This window comes from Sphingomonas aerolata (genome assembly GCF_003046295.1).
GTDB classification, from domain to species: Bacteria; Pseudomonadota; Alphaproteobacteria; order Sphingomonadales; family Sphingomonadaceae; genus Sphingomonas; species Sphingomonas aerolata.
Genome location: NZ_PZZN01000001.1, coordinates 349,543 through 361,062, shown reverse-complemented (window position 1 = coordinate 361,062; position 11,520 = coordinate 349,543). Strand labels below are relative to the sequence as shown.

Sequence of the window (11,520 nt, the reverse complement as noted above, 5' to 3'; positions counted from 1 at the left end):
CCCGGTGGGAGAGGGGTAACAGGTGACGACGGAGCGTTCCCGCGCTAAGGGCACGGCATGTCCAAACTCCCTGTGGTCGCAATCGTCGGCCGCCCCAATGTCGGCAAGTCGACCCTGTTCAACCGCCTCGTCGGCAAGAAGCTCGCGCTGGTCGACGACCGGCCCGGCGTCACGCGCGATCGCCGCGAGGGCGATGCGTCGCTGATCGGGCTCGATTTCCGCATCATCGATACCGCCGGATACGAGGATCACGACGCGCAGACGCTGCCCGGGCGGATGCGTCAGCAGACCGAGGCTGCGGTCGGCCAGGCCGATGTCGCATTGTTCCTGTTCGACGCGCGCGCCGGCATCGTGCCGCTCGACGAGGAGATCGCCCGCTGGCTGCGCACCGCCGACGTGCCGGTCGTGCTCGTCGCCAACAAGGCCGAGGGCCGCGCGGGCAATGACGGCGTGCTCGAGTCGCTGGCGCTCGGCTTCGGCGATCCGGTCGAGCTGTCCGCCGAGCATGGCGAGGGCATGGGCGACCTGTTCGAGGCGTTGCTCCCGCTGCTCGAAGGCAAGGACGAGGTTCCGGAGGAGCAGCCCGACAATGAATATGAGGGGCCCCTGAAGCTCGCGATCGTCGGACGTCCGAACGCGGGCAAGTCGACCCTGGTCAACCGCATCCTCGGCGAAGACCGGATGATCACCGGTCCCGAGGCCGGCATCACGCGCGATTCGATCAGCGTCGATTACGACTGGCATCCGACCGGCGGCGAATCGCGCAAGGTGCGGCTGATCGATACGGCGGGCATGCGCAAGCGTGCCAAGGTCCAGGACAAGCTCGAGAAGATGTCGGTCGAGGACGCGCTGCACGCGGTCGACTTCGCCGAGGTCGTCGTGCTGCTGCTCGACGCGACGCTGGGGCTCGAGGCGCAGGATCTGCGGATCGCCGACAAGGTGCTGCAGGAGGGCCGTGCGCTCGTCATCGCGCTGAACAAATGGGATATCGCCGAGAGCGCGTCGTCGCTGTTCAACGGCGTCAAGCGCGCGCTCGAGGACGGGCTGAGCCAGGTCAAGGGCGTCACCGTGATGACCGTGTCGGGCGCGACCGGCAAGGGCATCGACCAGCTGCTCCAGGCGTGTTTCGACACGCGCGACGCCTGGTCGAAGCGCGTCGGCACCGGCGAGCTCAACCGCTGGTTCGAACGCGCGATCGAGGCGACGCCGCCGCCGGCGCCGGGCGGCAAGCGGATCAAGATGCGCTATGTCACGCAGGTCAAGACGCGTCCGCCGAGCTTCGTGATCTTCGGCACGCGCGTCGACCAGCTGCCCGCGAGCTATGAGCGCTATCTCGTCAATTCGATGCGCAAGGATCTGGGCTTCGGCGCGGTGCCGGTCCGGCTGATGTTCCGCGCGCCGAAGAACCCGTACGACGATAATCGCGGCGGCGGCGGCGGCTACTAAACGGTGGCGTCCGGGGTGGTCCGGATCGACGCGCGGGGCATGCGGTGCCCCTGGCCCGCGATGCGGCTGGCCAGAACGCTGCGTCAGGCGGGCGAGGGATCAGGCTCGGACGGGATGTCGGCCAGTGTTCGGATCGAGGTCCGCGCCGATGATCCGCGTGCGCCTGCCGAGCTGGCGGCGGTCGCCGCGGCGGCGGGCGCGGACATGGCGATCATTTCCGATCCAGTCGCGCCAATATTTGTCGTGACACGCGGGTCCGACAGCAACAATGTCTTTACGGAATAGCGATAGGCTGACCGTCGACGTTCATGGCGGGCCGGCCAAACGGGAGTAGGCGTCAGTGTCATTCGAAGGAAACACCCTGGTCGACTGGCCGGCGTTTCAACAGGCCCGCAGCGAGCTTGGCGGCGGGTTCATCCGCATCCTCGGCTATTTCCGCGAAGACGGCGTGAAGTCGGTCGCCGCGATCGAGGCGGCGATGCGCGCCGGTAGCGCGGCGGCGCTGATCATTCCAGCCCACACCCTTAAGGGCGAGGCGCGCCAGTTCGGCGCCGAGCCGCTGGCCGATCTCGCCGAGACGATCGAAACGATCGCACGCGACTGTGTCGAGCTTCACGATACCCCGGATGCCGCGCTCGAGCATGTCGCACGGTTGCGGCCGCTGTTCGGCGAGACCCTGACGCTGCTCGAGCGCGAGGCCAATCCGCTGGTCCCTCGCCGTCCCGCCGCGGGCGGGTTCGGGCGGCGTGCCGTCCCATCGGGGTTCGGCGCCGAATAAGCACACTGCCGGCGCGCGTTGCCGGTCGCCGCGGACGACGACCGGCAGACGGGTTCAGCCCTTCAGATAGGGTGCTGCGCCGGCCTTGGGCGAATCATGCTCGGAGATCGAGTTGAGCTGGATGTAGTTGTGGATGCCCATCCGCGCGATCATCTCGAACTGGCGTTCGATCGTGTCGACATGCTCTTCCTCGCTGGCAAGGATGCGCGCGAACAGGTCGCGGCTGATATAGTCCTTCACCTCTTCGCAATAGGCGATCGCGCTCTTGAGCTGGATCGTCGCCTCGACCTCGAGCGCGAGGTCCGATTTCAGAACCTCCTCGACGGTCTCGCCGATGCGCAGGCGGCCGAGCAGCTGGAAATTGGGCAGGCCATCGAGAAACAGGATGCGCTCCGACAGCCAGTCGGCATGCTTCATCTCATCGATCGACTCCATGCGCTCATACTGGGCGAGCTTGTAGACGCCCCAATGCTCGAGCATCCGATAATGGAGCCAATATTGGTTGACCGCGGTCAACTCGTTCTTGAGCGCCTCGTTCAGGAAATCAATTACCGTGGGATCGCCGCGCATTGCCATAACTCCGTCACCTCTGAGCGGCATGTAGCGGTTTTACGTTCGTGGCGGCAAGGGCGACGGGACCGCGCCATGTGGTGCCGCGCCGGGTCAGGCTGCGGCGCGTTCCTCGTTGATGATCGCCCGGGCGACCGACGTGCACTGACCGCATTTCGGCTGGCGACCCAGCGAACGGAACGCCTGACAGGGCGTCGTGCACCCACCCCGCGCGCAGCTGCGGACGTCGGATTCTCGAATGGCATTGCAGACGCAGACGACCATGGAAGCTCCCTCATGAGAGCTTCCAATTAGCGATAATGCGAACCAGTCGCAAGTGCTTTTGCGTCTGATTCGCACCTCATGCCGCGTTGTTGTTCAGGCCAGCGCGGCGTCTGCCCCCATCAAATTTGGGAAAAAGCCCTCATGCGCGGCGCGCAGCGTGTCGAGCGCGATCACGTCGTCGCGGTCGGGGCGTTCGAAGATCAGGCGCTTGCCGCCGGTGCGGCCCAGTGGCTCGGCCTCGACGTCGGCGGCATGCGCAGCGCCGAGGAAGTCGAGCAGCGCGTGATCCTCGACGGTGACGATATAGACGCCCTGGTCTTCCGCGAAGAACGCACGCGCGCAGTCGAAGGGCTGCTTGCGGTCGATCATCGCGCCGATGCCGCCTGCGAGCGCCATTTCGGCCAGGGTCACGGCGATGCCGCCGTCCGAGACGTCATGGACCGCCGACAGCTGGCCCTCGGCGATCGCGTTGCGGATGAGGTCGCCGACGCGGCGCTCCGCTGCCAGATCGACCGCAGGCGGGGGGCCGTCCTCGCGGCCATGGCATTCGCGCAGCCACAGCGACTGGCCGAGATGGCCGTGCCGCGTGCCGACCGCGAGGATGATGTCGCCCGAGCCCTTGAAGGCGATCGTCGCATTCTTCTGCCAGTCGGCGAGCAGGCCGATTGCGCCGATCGCGGGCGTCGGCAGGATCGCCGAGCCGCCGCCGGTCGCCTTGGATTCATTGTACAGCGATACGTTGCCCGAGACGATCGGGAAGTCGAGCGCGATGCACGCGTCGCTCATCCCCTCGAGGCAGCCGACGATCTGGCCCATGATCTCAGGCCGCTGCGGGTTGGCGAAGTTGAGGCAGTTGGTGACTGCCAACGGCAGCGCGCCGACCGCGGTGAGGTTGCGCCATGCCTCGGCGACCGCCTGCTTGCCGCCCTCGACGGGATCGGCGAAGCAATAGCGCGGCGTGCAGTCGGTGGTCATCGCAAGCGCCTTCTGCGTGCCGTGGACGCGGACGACCGCGGCGTCGCCACCGGGGCGCTGGACGGTGTCGGCGCCGACCATGTGGTCATACTGCTCCCAGATCCAGCGCCGCGAGGCGATGTCGGGCGAGCCCATCAGCGTCACCAGATCGGCAGCGATGTCGTTGCTGTGCGGCACGTTTTCGAGCGGTGCCGGCTTGGGCGTCGGCACGTGCGGGCGATCGTAGAGCGGTGCCTCGTCGGCGAGCGGTCCGAGCGGAATGTCGCAGACCGTCTCGCCCTTGAACGTCAGCACCATGCGGCCGGTGTCGGTGACACGGCCGATCACCGCGAAATCGAGCTCCCACTTCTTGAAGATCGCCTCGGCCTCGGCCTCGCGGCCGGGCTTCAGCACCATGAGCATCCGCTCCTGGCTTTCGCTCAGCATCATCTCGTACGGCGTCATGCCCGTTTCGCGCTGCGGCACGTCGTCCATGACGAGTTCGATACCGACCCCGCCCTTCGATGCCATCTCGACCGACGAGGAGGTGAGGCCGGCGGCGCCCATGTCCTGGATTGCGACGATGACGTCGGTCGCCATCAGTTCGAGACAGGCCTCGATCAGCAGCTTTTCGGTAAAGGGATCGCCGACCTGGACGGTCGGGCGCTTGGCGTCCGAGTCCTCACCGAAGTCCGCGCTCGCCATCGTCGCGCCGTGGATGCCGTCGCGACCGGTCTTGGAGCCGACATAGACGATCGGATTGCCGATGCCGCTGGCGGCCGAATAGAAGATCTTGTCCTGATCGGCGATCCCGACGGTCATCGCGTTGACCAGGATGTTGCCGTCATACGCCGCGTGAAAGTTCACCTCGCCGCCGACCGTCGGCACGCCGACGCAATTGCCATAGCCGCCGATGCCGTGGACGACGCCCGAGATCAGGTGGCGCATCTTGGGGTGATCGGGCCGGCCGAAGCGCAGCGCATTCATGTTCGCGATCGGTCGCGCGCCCATCGTGAAGACGTCGCGCAGGATGCCGCCGACGCCGGTCGCCGCGCCCTGATAGGGTTCGATGTAGGACGGGTGGTTGTGGCTCTCCATCTTGAAGATCGCCGCCTGGTTGTCGCCGATGTCGACAACGCCGGCATTCTCGCCCGGGCCGCAAATGACGCGCTCGCCCTTGGTGGGCAGCTTCATCAGGTGGATCTTGCTCGACTTGTAGCTGCAATGCTCGGACCACATCACCGAGAAGATGCCGAGCTCGACGAGATTGGGCTCGCGGCCGATCGCGTGGAGCACGCACTCATATTCTTCGGGGGACAGGCCGTGGTCGGCGACGATCTGCGGTGTGATCTCGGTCATGGGGCGGGCTTTAGCGGGGTGGGGGGCGACTTGCCAGCGTCGATCCTGCTCGAAGCGCGAGGGATTGGCGACGTGCAATTGCCATGTCATGAAACGGCGTCAGGCTTCCCGCCGATACCGCCCGGTATATGGGAGGGCGGTCGTCATTCGGGGGGGTAAAATGAAGATCGCGTCGATACTGGCTATTGCGGCGCTGGGGAGCACGGCGATGCAACTGCCCGCGCAGGCACCGGCGAGTTTTTGCGAGCGGCTTGCTCCCAAACTTAACATGAAGCAGGCCGGATCGAAGCCCGCGCGGGCCACCGAATGGCGCGTCAATACGATGGGTCTTGGATCGCATCTGTTTGGCGGGTCGTCGATGGTGTCGTTCATGGTCCGGCCGTCGGGCGAGCAGACCCAGGCGGCCTATGACAAGGCGACGAAGGCCTGCAGCCAGTCGCCCAAGGGTATCCTGTGCCGGATCGAGGGGCCGGCCGAGCTGACGGTGCAGACCAAGGGTGGCGAAGCGAAGGGCGATGCGGCCGCCGGTGAAAGCGCCGAGGTGGAGTTGCGGAAGGCTGCGATCCTCTGCCGCGACCTGTAGTCGTCATCCCACTCTGCGTCGTCATCCTGACGGACGTCAGGATCTAGGGTAACGAGGTACGCGCCTTGCGGCTCTGGATCCTAACTTTCGTCAGGATGACGGGAGGGGGCGATTGCGCCCCCGCGTGCGTATCACCCGTAGGGCGGCTGCGTGTAGCCCTTGGGGCTGAGCGTGAAGATGTCGCAGCCGGTCTCGGTGATGCCGATCGAGTGCTCGAACTGCGCCGACAGCGAACGGTCGCGCGTCACCGCGGTCCAGCCATCGTCGAGCAGCTTAACGTCGGGGCGGCCGATGTTGATCATCGGTTCAATCGTGAAGATCATGCCGGGGCGCAGTTCGGGGCCGGTGCCGGGCTTGCCGACATGGACGACTTCGGGGGCGTCATGGAACAGCCGGCCGACGCCGTGCCCGCAGAAATCGCGGACCACGCCGTAGCGGTGCTTCTCGGCATGACGCTGGATCGCATGAGCGACGTCGCCCATGCGGTTGCCGGGCTTTGCCTGCTCGATGCCGAGCATCAGGCATTCATAGGTCACCTCGACGAGGCGCCGCGCCTTGATCGGTACGTCGCCGACCAGGTACATCCGGCTCGTGTCGCCGTGCCAGCCGTCGAGCAGCGGCGTGACGTCGACATTGACGATATCGCCCGACTTCAGCGTCTTCTCGCTCGGGATGCCGTGGCAGACGACATGGTTGATCGAGATGCAGACGCTGTGCGTATAGCCACGATACCCGAGCGTCGCCGGCACCGCGCCGGCGGCGGTGACGAAGTCGTAGATCAGCCGGTCGATCTCCGCAGTGGTCACGCCCGGCACCATGTGAGGCACGATCATGTCGAGCGTCTCGGCGGCGAGCCGCCCGGCCTTCATCATGCCTTCGAAGGCGGCGGGGCCGTGGAGCTTGATGGCGCCGGTGCGCGCGTCCGGCGCGTCGGACGTGACGGTTACATATTCGGTCATGGCGAGCGATATAGCGTGGCGGCGCAACTTTTGCGAGGCTATGCGAAGGGCCATGACACAGGAACGCATCTGGACGGCCGCACTGACGATCATCGGCGACGAGATCCTGTCGGGCCGCACGCAGGACAAGAACGTCGCGCAGATCGCGGCCTGGCTCAACGTGCAGGGCATCCGGCTGGCCGAAGTGCGCGTCGTCGCCGACCGGACCGAGGCGATCGTCGAGGCGGTGAACACCTTGCGCGCACGCAACGACTATCTGTTCACCACGGGCGGGATCGGCCCGACGCATGACGACATCACCGTCGACTCGATCGCCGAGGCGCTGGGTGTCGCGGTCGAGCATCATCCGCGCGCGATGGCGGTGCTGGAGGCCTATTATGCGACCCGCGGCGGGCTGACCGAAGCGCGTGCGCGGATGGCGCGCGTGCCGGTCGGTGCCGACCTGATCGACAACAAGGTGTCGGGCGCGCCGGGGATCCGGATCGGCAACATCTTCATCATGGCGGGGGTGCCGCACATTACCGCCGGCATGCTCGACGCGCTCACCGGCACGCTGGAAGGTGGACGCCCGGTCGTGTCGAAGACGATCGGCTGCTGGGTGGCGGAGAGTGAAGTCGCCGACCTGCTGCGCGATGCCGAGAAGGCGCATGACGGCGTCGCGGTCGGCAGCTACCCGTTTTTCCGCGACGGCCGGACGGGCGCGAATTTCGTCGTGCGCAGTGCGGATGCCGCGCTGGTCGATCGCTGCATCGCCGATCTGGTCAGCGCGCTCGAGGCGACCGGGCGCGTGGTGACACCCGAAGGTATCTGACGCCGCGGGCGTACTCCAGGTTGGTGGACGGCCCGCTGGGCCAAGTCGCTTGCAAAGCACGGCAATACCCGTCAGCCTTCGTAAAAATACGAAGGAGAGGCTGGATGACTGCAAGCAATCTGATGCTGATGATCGTGGGCTGTATGGCGGTGTTGCCGCTGGTGGCGCTCGCCTTCGTGATGTGGCGGCCGGTGACCAAGCCCCTCGACTGAGGGGCGTTGCGCCGCGTGCACGTCGGTCGTGCGCGCGGCTCGCTCCGTCTGCCAAGTCCGGTGCCGATGCCAGGCGCGATTGACAGGCGCGGTCGGAGAGCTACCCCGGTGGCATGGTTACCCGACAGACCCGCAACCCGGTGCTCGCGTCCGAACTCGACCGCTTCATCGATGCCCAGGTAATTGCCGGCACCGGCACCAGCGCCGATGCGGTTGCCGCTGAGACCCTGACGCTGCTGCGCGACCGGCTGGGGCGATCCGGCGCCGCCACCCCGGTGGCCTGGCCGATCGCCGGCGGGGCATGTGGCGCAGCGATACGAGCGCATGACTGGAGCGCGACGCCGCTCGGCGCGATCGACACCTGGTCCCCGCAGCTTCGCTCGACCGTCAATACGGTGGTCAACTCGCCCGTCGCCAAGGTGCTGATGTGGGGCACCGACGGCCTGATGCTGTATAATGACGGCTATGCCAGGATCGCGGGCGGCAAGCATCCGGCCGCGATCGGTGCGCGCGCCGTCGACGTCTGGCCCGAGCAGGCGGACTTCAACCGCCACGTGCTGGGCGAGGTGATGCGCGGCGAGGTCATGCTGTTTCGCGACCAGCCGATGACGCTGCACCATGACGGCGCGGCGCACGCGGTGACGCTCGACCTCTTCTACACCCCGGTGCATGATTTCGACGGCAGCGTCGGCGGCGTGCTGGGTACCGTGATCGACAATAGCGAGCGGGTGGCGGCGGAACGGCAGCTGGCGCGGAGCGAATCGGAGCTGCGGATCGTCACCGACGCGCTGCCCGTGCTGATTTCCTATATCGATCGTGACTATGTCTATCGTTTCGCCAACAGCTTTTACGAGGACTGGGTCGGGCTGACACCCGCCCAGGTTGTCGGACGGCATGTCCGCGACGTCATCGGTCAGCCCGCCTTTGCGGTACGGCAGCCGATGATGGACCGGGCTCTGGCCGGCGAGACGGTAACCGCCGATGCGCGGCTGCCGCACCGCGACGGCGGCGACCGCGCGTCCGAGCTGCGCTATATCCCGCGGGTCGAGCCCGATGGGGCGATCAATGGCTTCTACGTGCTGGTCTTCGACGTCGAGGAGCGGGTCAATCGCACGCTGCAGCTCGAACGACAGATCAGCCACCGTGAACGCGCCGAACGTCAGTTGCGCGTTCTCAACGAAACGCTCGAGGCGCGCGTCATCCGCGAGATCGAGGAGCGCCGGCTTGCCGAAGCGGGGCTCGCCCAGGCGCAGAAGATGGAGACGATCGGCAAGCTGACCGGCGGCGTCGCCCACGACTTCAACAATTTGCTCCAGGTCGTCTCAGGCAATCTGCAGCTGCTCGGCAAGGACATCGCCGGAAATGTGCGCGCCGAGCGCCGGGTCAGCAACGCGATGGCGGGGATCGAACGCGGCGCCAAGCTCGCCGCGCAGCTGCTCGCCTTCGGCCGACGCCAGGCGCTCGAACCCAAGGTGGTCAACGTCACGCGGTTCGTGCGCGGGATGGACGACATGCTGCGCCGTGCGATCGGCGAGGCGATCGAGGTGGAGACGGTCGTCGGCGGTGGGCTGTGGAACACGTTCATCGACCCGACGCAGATCGAGAATGCGCTGCTCAACCTCGCGATCAATGCACGCGACGCGATGGAGGGGCGCGGCAAGCTGACGATCGAGCTCGGCAATGCCAGCCTCGACGACGCCTATGCGCGCGGCCATCTGGAGGTCGCGGCGGGGCAATATGTCATGCTGGCGGTTACCGACACGGGCAGCGGCATGGCGCCCGACATCATCGACAAGGTGTTCGAGCCGTTCTTCTCGACCAAGAGCGAGGGCAAGGGATCCGGGCTCGGCCTGTCGATGGTCTATGGCTTCGTCAAACAATCGGGCGGCCATGTGAAGATCTACAGCGAGGTCGGCGAGGGCACGACGATCAAGCTCTATCTGCCGCGCGCGATGGGCCCCGAAGACGTCGAGGTCGCGACCAGCGGTGGGCCGATCATCGGCGGGACCGAGACCGTGCTGGTGGTCGAGGATGATGACGAGGTCCGTGCGACCGTCGTCGAGATGCTCGGCGACCTTGGCTATGGCGTGCTGAAAGCGGTCGACGCGGGCAGTGCGCTGAACGTCATCGAAAGCGGCGTGCCGATCGACATGCTGTTCACCGACGTGGTGATGCCGGGGACGCTGAAGAGCCCCGAACTCGCCCGTCGTGCGCGCGAGCGGATCCCCGATCTCGCGGTGCTGTTCACGTCGGGCTATACGGAGAATTCGATCGTGCATGGCGGCCGGCTCGACGTCGGCGTCGAGCTGTTGTCCAAGCCCTATACGCGCGAGGCGCTCGCCCGGAAGTTCGAACAGGTTCTCGCCGGCCAGCGCGCGCGGCGGCGCACGGCGGAGGGTCACGAGGATGCGCCGCGGTCGGATGGAGACGTCCCGATCCGCGTCCTGCTCGTCGAGGATGACGCGGCGATCCGTGCGGGCGCGGCCGAGATGCTGCGCGATCTGGGCATGGCGGTGATCGAGGCGGCCAGCGCCGAAGCGGCGCTGGCGACGCTGCAGGCGCGCCCGGTCGATGTGCTGGTCAGCGACGTCAATCTGCCCGGGCTGTCCGGTCCGGAGCTTGCCGAAGCGGTCCGCATGCGTCGGCCGGGAATCGGGGTGGTGTTCGCAACCGGCGACAGCGAGGTCGCGCTCGTGCCGTGGGATCCGCAGGCGATCCTGCTGCCGAAGCCCTATGGCGTCGAGGCACTGCGCTCGGCTGTCGTCAGGGCGGCGTCGAGGGCGGCGATCGACAGGCCAGCGCCGGCTGAGACTGCGGCCGAAGGACCTGTGCTGATGCAGATCGCGTCAGACGGACAGACCAGAGGGTAATCCTGACCGGCAGCGACCGTGCCGGGGGGAGGGGAGCGCGCGACGGAGGCGTGCGTGCCCCGGCGCCTAGCGCGTCGGCCAGACCATCATGCAGGTGTCGACAAGCTGATTGAGCTCGCCACAGGTGGCGCCCGATCCGCCCTGGATCGCCAGCCCCTGCATGACCGCGAACAGATAGCGCGCGAGGGCAGGCGACTCGAGACCGTCGGGGAACTCGCCCGCAGCCTTGGCCTCGTCGAACCGGCGGATCAGCGCAGCCTGTGACGACTCGCGGCGTTTGGCGACCTCGGCCTTGATCGGTTCGGCCTCGACGCCACAGGCAACGCTGCTGATGATGCTCAGGCACCCCTTGGGATCGCAGGTGCTCGTCTGCATCTGAAGCGCCCCGCGCAGCAGCCGCTCGGCCACCGCCTTGGCGGTCGGCGCATCGAGCGCGGAGGTCATATAAGCGAGCTTTTCGCGCTCATAGAGGTCGAGCGCCTTGTGAAACAGCGCTTCCTTGTTGCCGAACGCGGCATAAAGGCTCGGCTTGGTGATCTTCATCTCGGCCGTGAGTTCGGCCATCGACGCCGCCTCATATCCGTTTCGCCAGAAAACGCGCAGCGCGGCCGCAAGCGCCTCCTCGAGATCGAACTCGCGGGGGCGGCCCTTGGGGGCGGTGAGAGTGCACAAGCTATTCATACCAGTCGGTATATAGGCACAAGTGGAAAAACG

Annotated in this window: 11 protein-coding genes; 6 read left to right on the top strand and 5 right to left on the bottom strand. The window is 66.7% G+C overall.

Annotation, left to right across the window (positions count from 1 at the left end):
• The first annotated feature begins 57 nt into the window (after positions 1-57).
• The 3 genes from der to C8J24_RS01750 are packed head-to-tail and all read left to right on the top strand — an operon-like array spanning position 58 to position 2,224.
• Entirely contained in the window at positions 58-1,446 is a 1,389-nt protein-coding gene (gene der, locus C8J24_RS01760) for a ribosome biogenesis GTPase Der (protein ID WP_031395626.1), read from the top strand.
• A gap of 3 nt (positions 1,447-1,449) precedes the next feature.
• Positions 1,450-1,731 (top strand): sulfurtransferase TusA family protein, encoded by a 282-nt coding sequence (locus tag C8J24_RS01755; protein ID WP_338110767.1) that lies wholly within the window; start codon positions 1,450-1,452, stop codon positions 1,729-1,731.
• Positions 1,732-1,786: 55 nt separating this feature from the next.
• Entirely contained in the window at positions 1,787-2,224 is a 438-nt protein-coding gene (locus C8J24_RS01750) for an Hpt domain-containing protein (RefSeq protein WP_031441744.1), read from the top strand.
• A gap of 54 nt (positions 2,225-2,278) precedes the next feature.
• Here the strand turns inward: C8J24_RS01750 and bfr are convergent, their stop codons facing one another.
• The 3 genes from bfr to purL all read right to left on the bottom strand — a co-directional run bounded on the left by bfr (position 2,279) and on the right by purL (position 5,371).
• The gene (gene bfr, locus C8J24_RS01745; protein WP_042467738.1) at positions 2,279-2,794 is read right to left on the bottom strand and encodes a bacterioferritin; all 516 of its coding nucleotides are present in this window, start codon (positions 2,792-2,794) and stop codon (positions 2,279-2,281) included.
• 93 nt (positions 2,795-2,887) lie between these two features.
• Positions 2,888-3,058 carry a (2Fe-2S)-binding protein gene (locus tag C8J24_RS17765; RefSeq protein WP_037527780.1) on the bottom strand — a complete coding sequence of 57 codons (171 nt, stop codon included), beginning with the start codon at positions 3,056-3,058 and terminating at the stop codon, positions 2,888-2,890.
• A 93-nt stretch (positions 3,059-3,151) separates the two neighbouring features.
• Entirely contained in the window at positions 3,152-5,371 is a 2,220-nt protein-coding gene (gene purL, locus C8J24_RS01735; RefSeq protein ID WP_107929857.1) for a phosphoribosylformylglycinamidine synthase subunit PurL, read from the bottom strand.
• A 160-nt stretch (positions 5,372-5,531) separates the two neighbouring features.
• On the opposite strand from purL, the gene C8J24_RS01730 reads away from it, so the two are divergent.
• Entirely contained in the window at positions 5,532-5,954 is a 423-nt protein-coding gene (locus C8J24_RS01730) for a hypothetical protein (RefSeq protein WP_107929855.1), read from the top strand.
• A 131-nt stretch (positions 5,955-6,085) separates the two neighbouring features.
• Here C8J24_RS01730 and map read toward each other — a convergent pair whose 3' ends face one another.
• Positions 6,086-6,913 (bottom strand): type I methionyl aminopeptidase, encoded by an 828-nt coding sequence (map, locus tag C8J24_RS01725; protein ID WP_107929852.1) that lies wholly within the window; start codon positions 6,911-6,913, stop codon positions 6,086-6,088.
• Between the two features lie 52 nt (positions 6,914-6,965).
• Here map and C8J24_RS01720 point away from each other — a divergent pair, with 52 nt between their 5' ends.
• Entirely contained in the window at positions 6,966-7,724 is a 759-nt protein-coding gene (locus C8J24_RS01720) for a competence/damage-inducible protein A (RefSeq protein ID WP_037527778.1), read from the top strand.
• A gap of 325 nt (positions 7,725-8,049) precedes the next feature.
• Positions 8,050-10,806, top strand: coding sequence for a response regulator (locus C8J24_RS01715; protein ID WP_107929850.1), 2,757 nt, complete (start codon positions 8,050-8,052; stop codon positions 10,804-10,806).
• 66 nt (positions 10,807-10,872) lie between these two features.
• On the opposite strand, the gene C8J24_RS01710 is transcribed toward C8J24_RS01715, so the two are convergent.
• On the bottom strand, positions 10,873-11,487 hold the full coding sequence (locus C8J24_RS01710; protein WP_031441750.1) for a TetR/AcrR family transcriptional regulator: 615 nt from the start codon (positions 11,485-11,487) through the stop codon (positions 10,873-10,875).
• Positions 11,488-11,520 lie beyond the last annotated feature (33 nt).

What these genes read in the sequence shown, in the direction of transcription:
- der (WP_031395626.1), top strand. Translation starts at nt 58, where the DNA reads ATGTCCAAACTCCCTGTGGTCGCAATCGTCGGCCGCCCCAATGTCGGC.
- bfr (WP_042467738.1), bottom strand. Translation starts at nt 2,794, where the DNA reads ATGCGCGGCGATCCCACGGTAATTGATTTCCTGAACGAGGCGCTCAAG.
- C8J24_RS17765 (WP_037527780.1), bottom strand. Translation starts at nt 3,058, where the DNA reads ATGGTCGTCTGCGTCTGCAATGCCATTCGAGAATCCGACGTCCGCAGC.
- purL (WP_107929857.1), bottom strand. Translation starts at nt 5,371, where the DNA reads ATGACCGAGATCACACCGCAGATCGTCGCCGACCACGGCCTGTCCCCC.
- C8J24_RS01730 (WP_107929855.1), top strand. Translation starts at nt 5,532, where the DNA reads ATGAAGATCGCGTCGATACTGGCTATTGCGGCGCTGGGGAGCACGGCG.
- map (WP_107929852.1), bottom strand. Translation starts at nt 6,913, where the DNA reads ATGACCGAATATGTAACCGTCACGTCCGACGCGCCGGACGCGCGCACC.
- C8J24_RS01720 (WP_037527778.1), top strand. Translation starts at nt 6,966, where the DNA reads ATGACACAGGAACGCATCTGGACGGCCGCACTGACGATCATCGGCGAC.
- C8J24_RS01715 (WP_107929850.1), top strand. Translation starts at nt 8,050, where the DNA reads ATGGTTACCCGACAGACCCGCAACCCGGTGCTCGCGTCCGAACTCGAC.
- C8J24_RS01710 (WP_031441750.1), bottom strand. Translation starts at nt 11,487, where the DNA reads ATGAATAGCTTGTGCACTCTCACCGCCCCCAAGGGCCGCCCCCGCGAG.